Raw genomic sequence first — 16,952 nt, forward strand, 5'->3', positions numbered from 1 at the left:
CAGTGTGTGCAACGCTATGCATCATACACACGATATGTATCGTGCATATTGCGTGCGTGATGCACATAACAGCCGGCGATACAGCCTGCGATACGGTCGGCCCAGGAGGACGCACGTACATGAACAAGCCATCGCACCTGGTCGAGTTCGAGCACATGGTGCTGGGCCGACATCAGCTCGGCAGCGAGAAGCGCCGCCGCCAGGCCGACCGCCTGGAGCGCAGCGCCTACATCATGCTCAGCCGGATCCAGGCCCAGGGGCCGATGTCGATCGGCCAGCTCAGCGAGGCCTTTCTGCTCGACGCCTCCACCCTCAACCGGCAGACGGCGAGCGCGATGCGGGCCGGGCTCCTGGAGCGGATCCCCGACCCGGACGGTGGCATGGCCCGCAAGTTCCGGCTCACCGAGGAGGGCGAGCGGCGTCTCGACGAGGAGCGCGAGACCCACGTCCAGGAACTGGACAAGGTCTTCGAGGACTGGTCGGCGGACGACGTCGAGGCCTTCGCCCGCTATCTGCAGCGCTTCAACACCAGCGTCGAGCGGCTGAGCGGTCAGCCCTGGCCGCGCTCCTGACTCATCACGGGCGCGCATACCCGGTGGTGCCCACGCGTCTTGGACAACCGCGGCGACCGCGGCATTCTCTGAACTGATTGTGCGTCAGGCGGCCCGCGTGGGTGCGATCCTGGACAGGCCCACAACAGGCGCCGTACGGCGAGCAGTTCCGCACAGAACCGGAGGATGCGTGACGATGCGATTCCTGTTTCACTACCCGGAGGCGCACGGACCGGACGGCGACCTGCTGGACGCGGGGCCGCTGACCGAAGTGGCCCGAGCCGCAGAGGAGTTCGGGTTCTCCGGGCTCTCCTTCAGCGAGCACCCGGCACCCGGCGCGCGCTGGCTGGGTGCCGGCGGACACCAGACGCTCGACCCCTTCGTGGCGCTCTCCCACGCGGCGGCCGTGACCAGTCGGCTGCGGCTGCTCACGTACCTGGCGGTCGCGCCGTACCGCAATCCGCTGCTGCTGGCCAAGCAGGCGGCGACGCTCGACCGGCTCTCCGGCGGGCGGCTGATCCTCGGGCTCGGCGCCGGGTATCTGAAGGGCGAATTCCACGCGCTGGGCGTCGACTTCGAGGAGCGCAACGCCCTGTTCGACGAAGTGCTCGACGTGCTGCCGCTGCACTGGAGCGGCGAGCCGTTCAGTTACGAGGGCCGGCATTTCAACGTCCGCGAGGCGCAGGCCCTGCCGCGGCCTGCGCAGCAGCCGATACCGGTGTGGATCGGCGGCAACTCGCGGCTGAGCCGGCGCCGGGCCGCCCAGCGGGCGCAGGGCTGGATGCCGATGTCCGGGGGCGCCGAGCTGAGCGCGACCGCGCGGACGCCGACGCTCGGTCCGCTGTCCGAACTGGCGGGCGCCATCGGCGAGGTGCGCGACGCCACGGCCGCCGCCGGACGCGGTGACAGCGTCGACGTACTGCACTCCTACCGCGACGAAGGCCTCACGGCGCCGGCCCTCGACGCGGACCGGCACCGGGAGGCGTTCGCGGCACTGGAGAAGGCCGGGGTGACGTGGTTGGCCGTGTCGTGCCCGCACGAGTCGGCGGCGGCGACCCTGGAGTTCCTGGAGGCGTTCGGTACGACGTACGCGGGCTGACGGCCGCGGCTCATGCGCTCGGCGTCGTGGGCACCACGTGGTGCATGAGGACGGAGCGCGTTGAACCCGATGCGCTCCCACGGGAACCTCACCCGTCACATGGTGCGTCTTGATCGCCACAAGCACACGACCGCGGTACCGCACGGAGGTAGGGCCCGACCATGGAAAACAACGTCAGGCCCTACCGAGGCACGGTGTACCGCTTCACCCTCTGGGTGTCGCTGGCCACCGCCGTGCTCGGGTTCGCGATCCTCGCCGGCGCGTTCGCGGCGGCATGGGACGACTTCGAAAACGTCCGGGAGTACGCGGACCGCAACATAGCCAACGAGGACTCCTACGTGGCGTACGCCGACGGCGGCCTGGAATCGGTGCGGGCCGCCGGCGTCGTGGCGGCGCCGGTGTTCCTCCTGCTGGCGCTGGTCGTCGTCTCCGTGCTCCACAGCGCGTACGCGGTCGGCAGTTCTCACGCGCGGCGCGACGGCGGGTCGCTGTCCGTCGGCGAGTTGTGGCGGCGCACCCGTCCACGCCTGTTCGCCGCCGTCGTGACCAACTTCCTGACCGGCCTGTTCGTGGCGATGGTGGTGTTCGCGGGCCTGTACCTGTTCACCCTGGTCGACATGCACGACGTTCCCGGCGTCGAGCCCACTCCCCTGGGCGAGACCGCGTCCTGGCAGTACACGCTGGTGGGTTGGGTGCTGCCGATCGTCATCTGGTGTCTCGGCCCGCTGGTCTGGTTCCGGCTGTCCGGGGCCACCGCCGAGACGGTGCTGGAACGCCGGAACCCGTTCGTGTCGGTGTGGCGCTCCTGGGTGCTGACCCGGCGCGCCCGCCTGCGGGCGTTCGGCCTGGGTCTGCTGTCCTGCGCGGCGGCCGTGCTCGCCTACGTAGTGGTCGTGTTCGCGGCCGGCCCCCTGAACCACTACGCCGGGCTCGGCATGTTGTGGATCAACGGCGACAACGTGTGGATGACCGGCGTATTCATGATCCTCTTCCCCACGGCGGTGGCCCTGCTTCTGCTGCCGCCGCTGGTCATGCCGCTGGTGTGCGCCGGGGTCGCGCGTCTTCACGGGGACATGCGCGCTCTTGAGGAAGCGGGGAACGGTGACGGGCGGCGGCCCGCACGATCCGAGGGCGCAACGCAGCTGTAGAGCGGCCCTTGAGCGCGGAGAGCCACACCCCGGAGCCGTACGCGAGGTCGTCGAGGCGGCGCGCGGCCGCGTAGCGGACGGGGTCGAGGCGGGTGGTCTTCGGGCCGCGTCCGAGGGTTTCCAGGGCGACGTCCGTGACCGCAGCGACGGCCGTGGCCCGGCGCAGTCGGCGCGAGGCCAGGCAGCCCACGGCTGTCAGCGGCCACCAGTGGCGGGTGAGCAGCGCGGTGCCCTGGGTGAGCGACGCGAGCGAGCCGAGGGCGGTGAGGCGGGCCGCGTGCCGCAGGGGGTGGTCGATGCCCTGCAGTTTCCGGGCGTTGCGGACGGTGGCGACGGCGGCGAGTCCGCCCGCCACGGGCAGCGACCAGCGGCGCTGAGCGAGCAGCGCGAGGAGCATGGCCGCGCTCCACGGCGCGAGGACCGCGGGGGCGATGTTGTCCGGGTGGCGGCGGGCCAGGGGGTGCGCGCCGGTGCCGTAGACGGCCTTGCGGCGGAACCAGTCGGCGAGTTCGACGCGGTGTTCGTGGGCGGCCCGCACGGCGGGTTCGTAGCGGATGCGTCCGCCGTCCGCGGTCAGCCGCCAGCACAGGTCGACGTCCTCCCCCACCCGCATCCCGGCGTCGAAGCCGTCCGCCTGGGTGAGCGCGTCGGTGCGGACGAGCATGCAGGCGCTGGGGACCCAGGAGACGGGGGTGCCGGTGCGCACGGCGGCCGGGTGGCGGCCCAGGTCGAGGGAGGATCGGGCGCTCTCGTAGCGGCCCAGCCAGCGCTCGGCGCCGGGTCCGGGCAGTGCGCTGATCCGCGGCACGGCCATCACGACGGCCGGGTCGGCGAAGTGGCGCAGCAGGACGTCCACCGTGTCGGGCGCGAGGGCGATGTCCGAGTCGACGAACACCACGTACGGCGTGGTGACTTCGCGCAGCCCGGCGTTGCGCGCGCCGGCCGGGCCGAGGTTGGCCGGGAGCGGCAGTACGCGCGCGTGGTGGCGTGCGGCCACGGCGGCTACGGGGGCCGGTTCGTGGGAGGCGTCGTCGACGACGATCACCGGGGCGTCTGCCGTGGTGGCACGGATGCTCGCGAGCGCGCGCTCCAGCTGCTCGGGGCGGTCGCGGACGGGGATGACGTACGTGACCGTGCCTTTCGGGTCGGCGGGCGGCAGCTCGGTGACCACCGGGTGGGCGAGGCCGGTGGCGAGCAGCCGGTCGGCGAGGACCGCGCCCGCCCGGTCACGTACGCGCAGGGTGCGCCCGGCCAGGAGGTCACGGGCGCGTGGTGTGAGCCGCAGCAGACGTGTCGGATACCCACCCAGCAGCGCGCGCCCGCTGTCGAGGACGCGGGTGTGCCGGTCGAGCTCGACGACGTACCCGTACGGGAGGGTCGTGCGGCTCCGTGCCGGTTCCACCGGTTCACGCACGCGGGATTCCGAGGGTGCGGGTGAAGCCGTCCGGGACGGCCAGGTCGTCCGGGTTCAGCTCGTTGACGGAGGCGTGCCCGAGGCCGAGGACCGCCGAGTCGAGGCCGCCGCGCAGGATGTCCAGGACGTTCTCCACGCCCGCCTGCCCGTTCGCGGCCAGGCCCCACAGGTAGGCGCGGCCGACGAGGACGGCTCGGGCCCCGAGCGCGAGGGCCTTGGCGACGTCGCCGCCGCGCCGCACACCACCGTCGAGGAGGACCTCGATGTCGGCGCCGACCGCTTCGGCGATGGACGGCAGGAGGCGGATGGTGGCGGGGGTGGTGTCGAGGTTGTTGCCGCCGTGGTTGGAGACGGAGATGCCGGTGACACCGGCGTCGACGGCCCGCTTGGCGTCGTCGACCCTGCTGACGCCCTTGAGCAGGAACGGGCCTCCCCACTCCTTGCGCAGCCACTGCACGTCGTCCCAGGTGGGCGGGGCGGTCTGCATCCACTCGCCGTAGGCGCCGAAGAAGGTCGGGGCCTGCCCGCCAGGAGCTCGGAGGTTGGGGGTGGTCAGGTCGGGGACGCGACGGGACTTCGCGAAGGCGAGGAGCCAGCGCGGGTGCGGCAGTACATCCGGCGCGAACTTCATGGCCGTGCGCAGGTCGACGCGTTCGGGGATCGGTGGGCTGCCCCAGTCGCGGCCGTTGGAGAACGACCAGTCCAGAGTGGCGATGAGCGCCTTGGCCCCGGCCGCCTTCGCGCGCTCCATGCGCTGGACCATGGAGTCGCGGCTGCCCATCCAGTACATCTGGTAGAAGGTGTTCGGGTTGGCCTCGGCGACCTCTTCCACGGACCGGCTCGCGAACGAGCTGAGTCCCATGATGACGCCCCGGTTGGCGGCGGCGCGGGCCACGGCCACCTCGCCGTCCGGGTGGACGGCCTGCACGCCGGTCGGCGAGATCAGCACCGGGAACGCGGACTCCACGCCGAGGACGGTGGTCGTCAGGTTCCGTTCGGCGTGGTGGCCCACCACCCGTGGGGCGAAGCCGAGTTCGGCGAAGGCCCGGATGTTGTCGTCGATGGTGCGGCCGCGTTCCGAGCCGGCGACCAGGGCGCCGTAGACGCTGCTGGGGAGGTACTTCTTGGCGCGTCGCTGGGCCTCGGCGACCGTTTCGAACCATGGGTTTCTTGCCATGGGGCGGCTGTCTCCTCGTCAGGTGGCCGTGCTGAATGCGTCAGGTGGCCGGGCTGATTCCTGCTACCGGGCTCTCGTCGCACTCCGACACGGGTGGCCGCCGTGTGAGCGGCACGACGACGGGGCCGGTGCGGCTCTTGCGGTGGGAGTGGTCTCCGGACGGCTTCGGGATCGTGCCGCCGTCCCGCTCGCGATCCGCGAGGAGTCGCTCCCCGTAGCCCTGGACGCACTCCGGGTCGGGGCCGTCGAGCGGCAGGCCGGTGAAGAACTTCGCGGCCATGCAGCCGCCCTTGCAGGTGTCGTAGAACGTGCAGGACGCGCAGGCCCCGCCCTGTTGCGGCTCACGCAGCCGCAGGAAGAGCTCCGACTCCCGCCACACACCGGCGAAGCCACCCGTGTCGCGGACACTGCCCGCGAGGAACTCGTCGTGGATGGCGAACGGGCAGGCGTACACGTCACCGACCGGATCGATGAGGCACACGACACGGCCCGCACCACACAGGTTCAGCCCCGGCAGCGCCTCACCGTAGGCGGACAGGTGGAAGAACGAGTCACCGGTGAGGACCTGGTCGGCGTGCGCCACCAGCCAGTCGTAGAGCTGCCGTTGCTGGGCAGGGAGCGGGTGCAGCTCGTCCCATACGTCGGCGCCTCGGCCGGAGGGGCGCAGCCGAGTGAGGCGGAGTTGGGCGCCGTACTCGTCGGCGAGGGCCTTGAAGTCGTCCATCTGCGGGATGTTGTGCCGGGTGCAGACGACGGACAGCTTGAAGTTCTTCATGCCGGCGTCGGCGAGGTGTCCCATGGCGCGCAGTGCGGTGTCGTACGAACCGGGGCCGCGCACGGCGTCGTTGACGTCGGCGGTGGCGCCGTCGAGGGAGATCTGTACGTCGACGTAGTCGTTGGCGGCGAGGCGCCGGGCGACGTCCGGGGTGATGCGCACACCGTTGGTGGAGAACTTGACGCCGACGTGGTGGGCGGTGGCGTAGTCGAGCAGCTCGAAGAAGTCCGGGCGCACGGTCGGCTCGCCACCGCCGATGTTGACGTAGAAGACCTGCATGGCCTCCAGCTCGTCGATGACGGCCTTGGCCTCGGCGGTGGACAGTTCGCGCGGGTCTCGGCGGCCCGAGCTGGACAGGCAGTGGGCGCAGGACAGATTGCAGGCGTAGGTGAGTTCCCAGGTGAGGCAGATCGGCGCGTCGAGGCCGTACTCGAAGAGGTCGACCAGGCGTGCACCGGGCTTGGCTGCCACGGGAGTTGGGGTCACGGTGTCGGGCTCCTTTCGACCAGCATCGACGAGCGGGCCAGGACGGCGAGGGCGCGCGCGTACCTCGCCGTGTCCGCGTCGGCGACGCCCGCGCTCGCGCAGGCGGCGCGTGCGGTGGGCGAGTCCGGGAGCGCCAGGACGACGGCGAGCAGTCCCCGGTCCTTGAGGAAGGACAGTTTGCGCGTGCCGAAGTGGTACAGCAGCGCGCCGAAGGGTTCGGGCCTGACCGACACCTGGGGGTGCACGTCCCAGGCGCGGTCCAGGTCGAGCGCGGAGGCATCGAGCGCGGAAGCGGAGACGGGGGCGGCCACGGTCAGTACACGCCGCACATGCCGTCGATCGAGACCTCTTCGACCAGGTCGTCGGCCTCGATGAGGGGCTCGATGAGGGGTTCTTCGGTCGAAGCGGCGGAGGAGTCGGGCGCCTCTGGGGCACGGGTGGCTTCGAGTTGTGTGTTCATGCGGAACTCCCTGATACCGGTGGGTGGTTGAGGGTGTGCGCGAACGGGTTCGAGAGTATTGGCATGCGATGCCAAAAGGAAGGGTCCGTGCGCCGACGGGGCCTTGCGCGCTGCCGTCGCGGCGGGATTGGATCCCGTCCCATGGCTCCAATGGTTCCGATGCCTGCGATCCCGCGTGCCCGCCACGATGTGGTGGTCGTCGGTGCCGGTGGCGCGGGTGCCGTGCTGGCGGCGCGGCTGAGCGAGGACGCCGACCGGCGCGTGCTGCTCGTGGAAGCCGGTCCGGTGTCGGCGGCGTTCGATCCGGCACTGCTGGACGCGCGGCTCGTACCGGGCGCGCAGCCTGGCCATCCCGCCACGTCCTCCCATGCCGTACGGCTCACTCCGCGGCGGCCGTGGTCGGTGCCGCGCGGGCGGGTGCTGGGCGGCTCCACCACGGTCAACGGGGGGTACTTCGTCCGGGCCCGGCGTGCGGACTTCGACCGGTGGGCCGGGGCCGGGAATCCCGCGTGGGCGTACGAACGGGTGCTGCCGTCGCTGCGCGCCATGGAGGACGATCTCGACTTCGGCCCGGGTGAGGTCCACGGGGGCGGTGGGCCGATGCCCGTCGCGCGCGAACCGCTCGCCCACCCCGCCGCCGTGGCCTTCCGCGACGCCGCCCGGGAGCTGGGTTTCACCGCCGAGCCGGACAAGAACGACCAGGGCCCGCCCGGGTTCGGCCCCGTGCCGTCGAACTCTGTCGCCGGTGTGCGGCGCAACACGGGACTCGCCTATCTGTCGGCGCCGGTTCTCGAACGGCCGAACCTCACCGTGCGGGGTGACTGTTCCGTTCGGCGGGTGGTGGTCGAGCGCGGACGCGCCACGGGGGTCGTGGTCGAGCGCGAAGGCCGACGGGAGACGCTCGACGCCGGGTGCGTGGTGCTGAGTGCCGGTGCGCTCGTCACGCCCCATCTGCTCCTGCTCTCCGGTATCGGGCCGCGAGCGGATCTCGAACGGGCCGGGGTTCCCGTCGTCCGCGACGCGCCCGCTGTCGGCGCCCGCCTGTCCGACCATCCGCAACTGGTCCTGGACTGGCAGCCCCACGACGACTTCGACCCGCCCACCAGCAGCTGGCTCGGCGGCTGCCTGAACCTCAACTCCCCTGGTTCCCAACCGGGTCGCCCCGGCGACATCGAGGTCCTCCAGTCACTGGTGCCGATGGCGGGGCTCGTCGGCGGGACCGTACGCGCGCCGGGCGCTCCGCTCTCGTTCCTCGCCTCCGTCCAGACACCGCGCCCCACCGGTCGACTACGGCTGCTCTCCGCCGATCCCGCGGTCTCCCCCGCCGTCGACTACGACTATCTGCGCGACGGCGAGGTCCTTCGGCGCCTCCGCGCGGCCGTCCGCGTCACGGCCGACCTCTTGGACACCGCGCCGTTCACCGAGGTCTCCGGCGGCGGTCTGCTCGCTCCCGGGCACGAGGTTCTCCGCGACGACCGCGCGCTCGACGCATGGGTCGACGACCATCTCGGTACGGCCCAACACACCTGCGGAACCGTCCCGATGGGCCCCGCCGACGACCCGGAGGATGCCGCCGTCGACCAGTACGGGCAGGTGCACGGGATACGCGGGCTGCGGGTGGCGGACACGTCCATGCTGCCGGACACACCACACCGTGGCCCGGCCGCGACGGCTGTGCTGATCGGGGAGCTGATCGCCGACGCGATGCGCCACGAGCTGACTTGAGCGCGCCGACTACGCGGACGATGCCGCCCCGAGCCCGTCCTCGAGCCGCCGGATCGCCGTGTCGAGCAGCTCGCTCAACTCCGCCTCCGGCACCGCGAGCCAGTGCTCGTACGCCGTGACCGCCGCCGCCAGGGCCGTGTGACCGAAGAGGCGGGGAAGTGCGTCGGACGCGGTGAGGCCGAGGCGGCGGGCGACGAAGTCCGTGACGATGGCGCGCCATGAGCTGTACCGCAGGGTGGCGTCGGCCTGGAGGGTGGGCACGGTCAGGATCAGCTGCATGCGCTGCCGGTGCCAGGGCACGACGGTGGCGTCGAACCGGTTGAAGTCGACGACGGCAGCGCGCAGCGCCGTCATGACCGGCACGCTGGCACCAGTGGCGTTCAGCAGCTCACGGAACCCGGCCAGTTGCTGCTCGAAGTCGCCCCACACGAGGTCGTTCTTCGACGCGAAGTAGCGGAAGAAGGTCCGCCGCGCGATGCCGGCCGCGCCCGCGATGTCGTCCACCGTCGTCGCTTCGTAGCCCTGTCGGGCGAAGAGTTCGAAGCCGATCCGTTCGAGGTCGGGCCGGGTCGTGGCGCGCGGGCGGCCGCCCCTGGGCGCACGGACGACCTGTTCGGCCACGCTGCTCGTCGGCGACTCCACATCCGCTCCTTCGTCGAGGGCCCCCTCGTCGGCGTTCAGACGGCCATGCCGTACACGATGGTAAAGACGGTGCCGAGCGAGCCGATGATGAACACCCCGGTGAGCCCGGCGATGATCAGGCCTTTGCCCTGTTCGGCGCTGAAGGTGTCGCGCAGCGCGGTCGCACCGATCCGCTGCTTGGCGGCGCCCCAGATCGCGACGCCGAGGCAGAGCAGGATCGCGACGGCCATGACGACCTGGATCATCGTCTTCGCCTCGGCGCCCAGGGTCCCGAACGGGCCCCAGTCAGGGGCGATGCCCCCGATGATCGTGGTGATGTCGCCCTTGTCGGCGGCGAGCAGCATGTCGAGTCCTCCGTGGGGTGCGTGCGGTCGCCCACCCGCTGACGGGCGGGGTCTGCTCCCCATGGTGTCCTTCATGACGCGATTGTGGGGCCGGTTCCACCGCTCGGGTCCCAGGTGCGCTCCCCCCGGTTCGCACAGTACGAGGATGTACGAGGATCGCGGGCGCGGACGCGCGCATCATGCGGATCTGCGCGGGTACCAGCGAGGTCATGAAGGCGATCACCGCGAAGTCGTTGAACCTGTGAGGGAGTTGACGAGTTGACGGACGACGGCAACCAGGACTTCGGCACCCGCGAGGGCGCCGCGCTCGTCGCGGGCGGCACCGGCGGCATCGGCGCGGCGATCGTCCGCACGCTGGCCCGGCGCGGCAGCAGGGTGGTGTTCACGTACCACTCGAACGAGAAGTCCGCCGAGGCCCTCACGGCCGAACTCCGGGCGGAGGGCGCGCAGGTGGAGTACGTGCGGGCGGACCTGACGGACGAGGACGACGCGGCCTCGTCCGTCCGCTCGACCGTGGACCGGTTCGACGCGCTGCACACGCTCGTGCACGCCGCGGGCCCGCACGTCCCGATGGTGCACCTGAGCCGTGTCCCGCCGTCCCAGTACCGGCACCAACTGCACGCCGACACTCTGGCCTTCTACAACCTGGTCCACCCGGCACTCGACGCCCTCCGCGCGTCCGCCGGCAGCGTCGTGGCGATCACCACGGCGGCGACCCGGCGCTACCCCGTCCGCGACGGACTGTCCTCGGGCACGAAGGGCGCCGTGGAGGCGGTGGTCCGGGCGCTCGCGGCCGAGGAGGGCCGCTACGGGGTGCGCTTCAACTGCGTGGGCCCCGGCATGCTCACGGACGGCATCGCCGCCCGCCTCATCGAGGACGGCGAACTCGACGACGCCGCGCTCCAGGTGACCCGCCGCAACATCCCCCTGCGCCGCTTCGGCGACGCCCAGGACATCGCGGAGGCGACCGCGTTCCTGGCCTCGGACCGGGCCGGGTTCATCACGGGGCAGCACCTGGCGGTGGATGGCGGCTATACCGTCTGAGGATGCAGAGATCCGAAGCCTCGCGTGCGGTGAACGCGGCCAGGTCGGTTGCCTCGTCACTTGGGCTGGACATCGCCGACGCGGTCGTTCTGCACGACTCGAACAAGCTCAGCTTGCGGCTGCTGCCGTGTGACGTGCTGGCCCGGGTGGCACCGGTCGACGATCAGGTCGCCGAGTTCGAGGTCGAGCTGGCGCAGCGGCTTGCCGGGGCCGGGTGTCCGGTGGCCGCGCTCGAACCGCGGGTGGAGCCGCGTACGTACGAACGGGACGGGTTCGTCGTCACGCTGTGGACCTACTACGAGTCCGTCGCGCCGCCTGATCTCCCGCCGGTCGACTACGCCGACGCGCTCGCGCGACTGCATGCCGGCATGCGCGAGGCCGACGCGCAGGCACCGCACTTCACGGATCGTGTCGCCCACGCGCAGCGGCTGTTGGCGGACCGTGAACGCACGCCGGATCTCAGCGACGCGGACCGCAAGCTGCTCACCGATGCGTTGCGAAGCACGGTGCGGACGATCGGCGAGCGCGGCGGCGGCGACCAGTTGCTGCACGGGGAGCCGCATCCCGGCAACGTACTCGGCACGCGGGACGGGATCCTCTTCATCGACCTGGAGACATGTTGCCGGGGGCCGGTCGAACTCGACCTCGCTCATGCGCCCGAGGAGGTCGCGGCACACTACCCGGGAGTCGACCGGGAGGTGCTGCGCGCGTGTCGGATCCTGGTGCTCGCCATCGTCACGACATGGCGCTGGGACCGGGACGATCAGTACCCCGGCGGGCGGCGCATGGGCCGTGAGTGGCTCGGCCGGTTGCGCGCGGCACTCGGCTGATCACACGTGCGGCGCCGCCGCCTCGGCCCCATGCGGCCGTCTCTTCTTGACAGTTGACGGTGAGGGTCACACACTCACCTCGTCAGCGAAGGCTGTTTCGCAATAGCGAAAAGCACGTGGCCTCTCCCGGTCGAGACCGGTGGCGAATTCGCGAAGGAGAGATGCGATGAAGCTCGATCTGCTCTACGAGTTCCAGCCGAAGATCGGCCCCTCCGCCGAGCCGTTCCCGCTCGGGCAGAAGCGGGCCGAGCAGCAGACGTACGCCGAGGCGATCGAGGAGATCAAGTTCGCCGACCGGCTCGGTTTCCAGACCGCGTGGGTAGTGGAGCACCACTTCCGTAAGGGCCGGTCCGCGTCCCCGTCCAACGAGACCATCCTCGGGGCGCTGTCCCAGGCCACCGAGAACATCCGGCTCGGCTTCGGCGTGGTCCTGCTCCCCTCCGGGTTCCAGCATCCGGTGCGCGTCGCCGAGAAAGTCGCCACCGTCGACGTACTCAGCGGCGGCCGGGTGGAATGGGGATCGGGCCGCTCGACACCCAACGAGCAACTCGCGTTCGGCGTCCCGGCCGACGACCGCTCCCGGGACATGTGGCGGGAGGCCTTCGAGTTCGTCATCGCCGCGTGGACGCACGAGAAGCTGAAGTGGAAGTCCGAGACGATCGACTTCCCCGAGCGTTTCATCACCCCGCGCCCCTTCCAGGACCCGCACCCGCCGGCGTGGCTGGCCGCCGCCAGCTCCCAATCCGCCCACAACGCGGGGAAGTTGGGTCTCGGACTGCTGTCGTTCGCGCTGATGCAGCCCGTGGAGAAGATGGCCGAGCAGATCGCCGTGTACCGCGCGGGCCAGGCCGAGTGCGTGGCGCCGCTGCCCCGGGCCGTCAACGACCGGGTCGGCGCCTACACGCTGGTGCACTGCACGGACGACCCTGAGGAGGCCGCACGCTACGGGCTGTGGGAGTCGGTGAAGTGGTGGTACCAGAACCTCGCCGAGTTCACCCTCGAATGGGAGCTGGCGCATCTGCCCGAGGAGGAGAAGGAGAAGGCGTTCCCGCTGCTGCGGCCCACCATGCGGGGCGAGATCGACCTCGCGAAGTACACGGAGCAGGACATGATCATCGTGGGGACGCCCGAGGAGTGCCTGGAGAAGATCCTGAGGTACGAACAGGCCGGTGTCGACCAGCTGTTGTGCTACACGCAGTTCGGCACGCTGCCGCACGAGAAGGTCATGCGCAGCCTCGAACTTCTCGGCACCCGCGTCATCCCCGAGCTGGAGCGGCGGGGCCACCGAGTGGACTACGAGGCCCTCTTCGGCGGTGCCTGACCAGAGCGGACGGGCGCTACAGAGGGAACCGGCCGCGCGTCTGCTTGGTCACCACGGTGGCGCACGCCCGCACGCACTCGGCGACGCGGACGGTCTCCCTGCCACTGAGGCCGGGCGAGAACCCGGATGCCGTGATGGCGACGAGCACCCGCCCGTCGGCGTCGAAGACCGGCGCCGACGCCATCCCGAGGTCGTACTCCCCCTCGGGATCGACGGACGGCAGGTCGTAGTCGTCGTCGAAGGACGCCGTCCCGGTCCACGCGTCCCGGTCCGCCGGCCGGTCCTCGGCCTTCATGCCCTTCAGTGCCCGGTGGGCCGACGGCGCCAGACCGAGCGCATAGCCGCGCTCGCGCACCACTGTCAGCGCCAGTTCGACCCGCTCGCGGTCCACCGCCTCCGGGGCGCGCGCGAGCCACGACTCCACCTCCGGACGAGGCGCCCACGCCATGAACACGAGGCCGAGCGGCGGCATGAGCGGCACGCGCTCGCCCTCCCGGAATCCGGGCCCGTACCGCGACCCCGTCCCGCCCACGGCGACGGACACGATCTCGGTGGGGGTCCCCGCGCTCACCACCACATCGGCGTCGAGCTCGGCTGCGAGCGGTCCGATCCGCTCGGCGGCGGCCCGGATCGCCGGATGCTGCTCAAGGGCCGCCATGCCCGCGCTCACCAGGGCGGGTCCCAGTCCGTAGGTCCGGCGGCCCGGGTGCCGGGTCAGATAGCCGCTCTCCTCCAGGACGGCGAGCACCGCGTGGGCGGAGCCGAGACTGCTCCCGGTGCGCCGGGCGATGTCGGAGATCGTGAACTGTTCGCCGCGGTGCGACACCAGCAGGTCGATGATCTTCAGCGCCTTCGCGGCGGCGGGTGCCGGTCGCGCCATCACGTCCTCCTCCGGAGATCGCTGCAACGTATCGCATTTACCAGGGATTTCGTCCTGCCGAAGAATCTTTCATGGAGACGACCGATGCACATCACGAAGGGACCCCACTCATGACATCCACCGGAGCCCCCTCCTCGTACACCTGGCAGCTGCCGCCGGTCAGGACGTCCACGCAGGCGACGCCACCCGAACTCGCCGAGCGGCGTGCGTCGATGGATTCCCTGCCCCGGCCCGCGCACCCCGGTGTGGACATCAGCGACGTGCGGTACGGGGACGTGCCCTGCGTGGTGTGTGCGCCGCCCCAGGCGCGCGGCACCGCGCTGTACCTCCACGGCGGCGGCTACCGGTTGGGGTCCGTCGCCCTGTCCACGGCGTTCGCGGCGCGGCTCGCCGTGGCGACGGGCGCCCGGGTGGTGGCCGCGGACTACCGGCTCGCGCCGGAACATCCCTTCCCGGCGGCGCCGCACGACGCTGCGCAGGTGTACGAGCGGCTGTTGTCCGAGTCCGACGCCCCTCCCGTGGTGCTCGGTGACTCGGCGGGCGGTGGGCTCGGGGCCGCGCTCGTGGTGGCGTGTGCGCGGTCCGGCGTGAGCGTCCCGGGCGGGCTCGTACTGCTGTCCGCGTGGCTCGATCTGCGCTGCGCGGCGGGGAGTTACCGCTCGCGGGCCGCGACGGACCAGCTGTTCTCCCTCGACGCGGCCCGGCAGGCGGCGGACCAGTACCTTCAGGGGCATCCGGCGGACGATCCTCTGGCCTCCCCGCTCCTCGGCGACCTCGACGCGTTCCCTCCCACACTGCTGTGCGCGAGCACGGACGAGGTGCTGCTCGACGACTCCGTAGCCTTCGGCTCGGCGCTCGCCCGGGCCGGTGTGGCGACATCCGCCTCGTACGTTCCCGGGGTGCCGCACGCGTGGCCGAGCGTCTTCCTGGATCTGCCGGCGTCGGCGGAAACACTCGACGTCGTCGCACGGTTCGTCCGCCCCCTGCTGGCGAAGGAGCCGTCATGACCGGCGCAGGCCGTCCGACCGGCAAGGCCGCCCTCGCCACGGGGTCCTTGGCGCGAGGAGTGGGGCGCGACTCACCCTGAAGAAGAGCGTGACTCGCGCACGCCCGCCACCACATCCTTGAGCGCCTCCCCCAACGGCAGCTCCACCCTCACACCCCAGCGGTCGCCGCGGGTCGGCTGGTTGTTGACGATCAGGACCGGGGTTCTGGCGTCCGCGGCCTGGCGCACGAAGCGCAGGCCGGACATGACGGTCAGCGAGGAGCCCAGGACGAGCAGCGAGGTGGCCCCGGCGACGAGCTCGCGGCAGGCGGCGACCCGGTCGGGCGGAACGTTCTCGCCGAAGAAGACGACGTCGGGTTTGAGTACCCCGACGCCGCAGGCCGCGCACGGCACCACCCGGAAGTCGCGCACGGCCTCGTCGGGGAGCTCCACGTCGCCGTCCGGGTTGACCCGAGCGGACCGGTGCCGCTCGGCTCCGGCCTCGAAGTGCGGGTTGGCCTCGCGCAGTCGCCGGTCGACTTCCGCGCGGGTGGTGAAGGCGCGGCAGTGCAGGCAGAGCACGCGGGTCAGGCTGCCGTGCAGTTCGATGACGTCCGGGGCGCCGGCGGCCTGTTGCAGGCCGTCGACGTTCTGCGTGATCACGCCCGTGACCAGGCCGGATTCGGCCAGCTCGGCGACGGCGAGGTGGCCGGCGTTGGGCCGGGCCCTGATCATGGCGCGCCAGCCCAGCTGACTGCGGGCCCAGTACCGCTGCCGGGCCTGCTCGCTGCCGGTGAACTCCTGGTACGTCATGGGGGTGTGCTGCCGCAGCGATCCGTGCTCCCCGCGGTAGTCCGGGATGCCCGACTCGGTGGAGAGCCCGGCCCCGCTCAGCACGACCACCCCACCCGCGCGCACGGCCTCGACGACAGGTGCCAGGTCGGTCGTGGCGGGCGGCAGATCGCCGGACGGTTCCCAGGTCAGGGTGGGGCGGGTACGCATGCGAGCCAGCTTACGTACGCTGTCGTCCGCATGCCCCTGGTCACCTCAGGAAAAGGTCACCTTCGTGAGTTCTTCGGAGATCTGCCAGACCCGCTGCGCCTCCTCGGTGCCGCGCAGACGCGAGTAGAGCTTCTGTTCCGCGGGCGGGCCGCCCATGTGCCCGATTCCGCGCGGCCCGTAGAACCGGCCGCGTTCGGCGCCGGGGGAGGTGGCGGCGTAGAGGGCGGGAAGCTGCGCCGTGTGCACCGTCCCGACGACGATGCCGCGGGCGGACAGCGTCCGGATCAGGCGTACGCCCATGGTGTCCTTGGCACGGCCGACCTCGGGGCGTGCGGCGAGCAGGTTCGTCGGGGCGACGCCGGGGTGGGAGAGGTTGCTGGTGATGCCCCAGCCGTGGGCCCGGCTGCGGCGGTCGAGTTCGAGGCCGAAGAGACCGAACGCGATCTTCGACTGGCTGTAGGCCTTCATGCCGTCGTAGGAGCGTTCCCAGTTCAGGTCGTCCCAGTTGATGGCGCCCTGGTTGGCCGCGACGCTGACCTGTGACGTCACCCGTGCCCGGCCGGCGCCGAGCAGCGGCAGCAGGTGGGCCACCAGCGCGAAGTGGCCGAGGTGGTTGGTGCCGAACTGCAGCTCGTAGCCGTCGGTGGTGGTCTGCCGGTCGGGCGGGGTCATGACGCCGGCGTTGTTGATGAGGAGATGGATCGGCAGGCCCTCCTCCCGCAAGATGTCGCCGAGGGCCGCGACGGATTCGAGCGAGGACAGGTCGAGTTCGCGCAGCGACACGTTCGCGTGCGGGGCCTTCTCGCGGATCGTGGCGAGCGCGGCCTCACCCTTGCGCGGATTGCGCACGGGCAGGAGCACTTCGGCGCCGGCCGCGGCGAGCCTCGTGGCGAGGCCGAGCCCGATGCCGTCGCTCGCTCCGGTGACAACGGCGCGCTTGCCGGACAGGTCGGGGACGGTGATGTCGATGGGTTTGCGTGGCATGCCCAGAGCTTCGACCGGCGCCGCGGTGACGGCAACCGGTGAAGGGGGGATCGACAATCCGTGGTTACCGCGCCGTGCGGACGGT

The 16,952-nt window shown here is 71.4% G+C and carries 18 protein-coding genes; 8 read left to right on the forward strand and 10 right to left on the reverse strand.

Going from position 1 to position 16,952, the window contains the following annotated elements; translation table 11 throughout:
- The first annotated feature begins 119 nt into the window (after window positions 1–119).
- The 3 genes from ACFYWS_RS01465 (at window position 120) to ACFYWS_RS01475 (ending at window position 2,798) form a co-directional block, all read left to right on the forward strand.
- A complete protein-coding gene (locus tag ACFYWS_RS01465) occupies window positions 120–572 on the forward strand; it encodes a MarR family winged helix-turn-helix transcriptional regulator (RefSeq protein WP_389268275.1) in 453 nt (150 codons plus the stop codon).
- A gap of 175 nt (window positions 573–747) precedes the next feature.
- A complete protein-coding gene (locus ACFYWS_RS01470; protein ID WP_389268277.1) occupies window positions 748–1,650 on the forward strand; it encodes an LLM class F420-dependent oxidoreductase in 903 nt (300 codons plus the stop codon).
- 161 nt (window positions 1,651–1,811) lie between these two features.
- The gene (locus tag ACFYWS_RS01475) at window positions 1,812–2,798 is read left to right on the forward strand and encodes a hypothetical protein (protein ID WP_389268279.1); all 987 of its coding nucleotides are present in this window, start codon (window positions 1,812–1,814) and stop codon (window positions 2,796–2,798) included.
- Here ACFYWS_RS01475 and mftF read toward each other — a convergent pair.
- The 5 genes from mftF to mftA are packed head-to-tail and all read right to left on the reverse strand — an operon-like array spanning window position 2,680 to window position 7,110.
- Window positions 2,680–4,212, reverse strand: a complete 1,533-nt coding sequence (mftF, locus tag ACFYWS_RS01480) for a mycofactocin biosynthesis glycosyltransferase MftF (RefSeq protein ID WP_389268281.1) — start codon at window positions 4,210–4,212, stop codon at window positions 2,680–2,682. The two genes, ACFYWS_RS01475 and mftF, sit on opposite strands and share 119 nt — an antisense overlap.
- Window positions 4,205–5,389 carry a pre-mycofactocin synthase MftD gene (gene mftD, locus ACFYWS_RS01485; protein ID WP_389268283.1) on the reverse strand — a complete coding sequence of 395 codons (1,185 nt, stop codon included), beginning with the start codon at window positions 5,387–5,389 and terminating at the stop codon, window positions 4,205–4,207. Before mftD ends, mftF begins: the two co-directional genes overlap by 8 nt.
- 40 nt (window positions 5,390–5,429) lie before the next feature.
- Window positions 5,430–6,650: a mycofactocin radical SAM maturase gene (gene mftC, locus ACFYWS_RS01490; RefSeq protein ID WP_389268285.1), complete on the reverse strand. Its 1,221-nt coding sequence runs from the start codon at window positions 6,648–6,650 to the stop codon at window positions 5,430–5,432.
- Window positions 6,647–6,979 carry a mycofactocin biosynthesis chaperone MftB gene (gene mftB / locus ACFYWS_RS01495; protein WP_389268287.1) on the reverse strand — a complete coding sequence of 111 codons (333 nt, stop codon included), beginning with the start codon at window positions 6,977–6,979 and terminating at the stop codon, window positions 6,647–6,649. The genes mftC and mftB overlap by 4 nt, the downstream gene beginning before the upstream one ends.
- The gene (gene mftA / locus ACFYWS_RS01500; RefSeq protein WP_389268289.1) at window positions 6,964–7,110 is read right to left on the reverse strand and encodes a mycofactocin precursor MftA; all 147 of its coding nucleotides are present in this window, start codon (window positions 7,108–7,110) and stop codon (window positions 6,964–6,966) included. Before mftA ends, mftB begins: the two co-directional genes overlap by 16 nt.
- A 159-nt stretch (window positions 7,111–7,269) precedes the next feature.
- Here mftA and mftG point away from each other — a divergent pair, with 159 nt between their 5' ends.
- Window positions 7,270–8,835, forward strand: a complete 1,566-nt coding sequence (gene mftG, locus ACFYWS_RS01505; RefSeq protein WP_389268291.1) for a mycofactocin system GMC family oxidoreductase MftG — start codon at window positions 7,270–7,272, stop codon at window positions 8,833–8,835.
- Between the two features lie 9 nt (window positions 8,836–8,844).
- Here mftG and mftR read toward each other — a convergent pair whose 3' ends face one another.
- Window positions 8,845–9,477: a mycofactocin system transcriptional regulator gene (gene mftR / locus ACFYWS_RS01510; RefSeq protein WP_389268293.1), complete on the reverse strand. Its 633-nt coding sequence runs from the start codon at window positions 9,475–9,477 to the stop codon at window positions 8,845–8,847.
- Between the two features lie 35 nt (window positions 9,478–9,512).
- A complete protein-coding gene (locus ACFYWS_RS01515; protein ID WP_327674687.1) occupies window positions 9,513–9,821 on the reverse strand; it encodes a hypothetical protein in 309 nt (102 codons plus the stop codon).
- A 258-nt stretch (window positions 9,822–10,079) separates the two neighbouring features.
- On the opposite strand from ACFYWS_RS01515, the gene ACFYWS_RS01520 reads away from it, so the two are divergent.
- From ACFYWS_RS01520 to ACFYWS_RS01530, 3 genes are all read left to right on the forward strand, one after another.
- Window positions 10,080–10,865, forward strand: coding sequence for an SDR family NAD(P)-dependent oxidoreductase (locus ACFYWS_RS01520; RefSeq protein ID WP_389268296.1), 786 nt, complete (start codon window positions 10,080–10,082; stop codon window positions 10,863–10,865).
- Between the two features lie 2 nt (window positions 10,866–10,867).
- A complete protein-coding gene (locus tag ACFYWS_RS01525; protein WP_389268298.1) occupies window positions 10,868–11,695 on the forward strand; it encodes a phosphotransferase enzyme family protein in 828 nt (275 codons plus the stop codon).
- A 166-nt stretch (window positions 11,696–11,861) separates the two neighbouring features.
- A complete protein-coding gene (locus ACFYWS_RS01530) occupies window positions 11,862–13,016 on the forward strand; it encodes an LLM class flavin-dependent oxidoreductase (protein WP_389268300.1) in 1,155 nt (384 codons plus the stop codon).
- 16 nt (window positions 13,017–13,032) lie between these two features.
- Here ACFYWS_RS01530 and ACFYWS_RS01535 read toward each other — a convergent pair whose 3' ends face one another.
- Complete coding sequence (locus ACFYWS_RS01535) at window positions 13,033–13,896, reverse strand: IclR family transcriptional regulator (protein ID WP_389268302.1); 864 nt, start codon at window positions 13,894–13,896, stop codon at window positions 13,033–13,035.
- Window positions 13,897–14,006: 110 nt separating this feature from the next.
- Between ACFYWS_RS01535 and ACFYWS_RS01540 the strand changes: the two genes are divergently transcribed.
- Window positions 14,007–14,903: an alpha/beta hydrolase gene (locus ACFYWS_RS01540; RefSeq protein ID WP_389268304.1), complete on the forward strand. Its 897-nt coding sequence runs from the start codon at window positions 14,007–14,009 to the stop codon at window positions 14,901–14,903.
- Window positions 14,904–14,974: 71 nt separating this feature from the next.
- On the opposite strand, the gene ACFYWS_RS01545 is transcribed toward ACFYWS_RS01540, so the two are convergent.
- Both ACFYWS_RS01545 and ACFYWS_RS01550 read right to left on the reverse strand, forming a co-directional pair.
- On the reverse strand, window positions 14,975–15,883 hold the full coding sequence (locus ACFYWS_RS01545; protein WP_389268306.1) for an NAD-dependent protein deacetylase: 909 nt from the start codon (window positions 15,881–15,883) through the stop codon (window positions 14,975–14,977).
- Window positions 15,884–15,928: 45 nt separating this feature from the next.
- Window positions 15,929–16,867 (reverse strand): SDR family oxidoreductase, encoded by a 939-nt coding sequence (locus tag ACFYWS_RS01550; RefSeq protein ID WP_389268308.1) that lies wholly within the window; start codon window positions 16,865–16,867, stop codon window positions 15,929–15,931.
- Between the last annotated feature and the right edge of the window lie 85 nt (window positions 16,868–16,952).

The organism is Streptomyces sp. NPDC002795 (assembly GCF_042888725.1).
Classification (GTDB): Bacteria; Actinomycetota; Actinomycetes; order Streptomycetales; family Streptomycetaceae; genus Streptomyces.

Excerpts from the sequence above, each read along its gene's own strand:
- ACFYWS_RS01465 (WP_389268275.1), top strand. The coding sequence starts at position 120 with ATGAACAAGCCATCGCACCTGGTCGAGTTCGAGCACATGGTGCTGGGC.
- ACFYWS_RS01470 (WP_389268277.1), top strand. The coding sequence starts at position 748 with ATGCGATTCCTGTTTCACTACCCGGAGGCGCACGGACCGGACGGCGAC.
- ACFYWS_RS01475 (WP_389268279.1), top strand. The coding sequence starts at position 1,812 with ATGGAAAACAACGTCAGGCCCTACCGAGGCACGGTGTACCGCTTCACC.
- mftD (WP_389268283.1), bottom strand. The coding sequence starts at position 5,389 with ATGGCAAGAAACCCATGGTTCGAAACGGTCGCCGAGGCCCAGCGACGC.
- mftA (WP_389268289.1), bottom strand. The coding sequence starts at position 7,110 with ATGAACACACAACTCGAAGCCACCCGTGCCCCAGAGGCGCCCGACTCC.
- mftG (WP_389268291.1), top strand. The coding sequence starts at position 7,270 with ATGCCTGCGATCCCGCGTGCCCGCCACGATGTGGTGGTCGTCGGTGCC.
- ACFYWS_RS01515 (WP_327674687.1), bottom strand. The coding sequence starts at position 9,821 with ATGCTGCTCGCCGCCGACAAGGGCGACATCACCACGATCATCGGGGGC.
- ACFYWS_RS01525 (WP_389268298.1), top strand. The coding sequence starts at position 10,868 with ATGCAGAGATCCGAAGCCTCGCGTGCGGTGAACGCGGCCAGGTCGGTT.
- ACFYWS_RS01530 (WP_389268300.1), top strand. The coding sequence starts at position 11,862 with ATGAAGCTCGATCTGCTCTACGAGTTCCAGCCGAAGATCGGCCCCTCC.
- ACFYWS_RS01535 (WP_389268302.1), bottom strand. The coding sequence starts at position 13,896 with ATGGCGCGACCGGCACCCGCCGCCGCGAAGGCGCTGAAGATCATCGAC.
- ACFYWS_RS01540 (WP_389268304.1), top strand. The coding sequence starts at position 14,007 with ATGACATCCACCGGAGCCCCCTCCTCGTACACCTGGCAGCTGCCGCCG.
- ACFYWS_RS01545 (WP_389268306.1), bottom strand. The coding sequence starts at position 15,883 with ATGCGTACCCGCCCCACCCTGACCTGGGAACCGTCCGGCGATCTGCCG.
- ACFYWS_RS01550 (WP_389268308.1), bottom strand. The coding sequence starts at position 16,867 with ATGCCACGCAAACCCATCGACATCACCGTCCCCGACCTGTCCGGCAAG.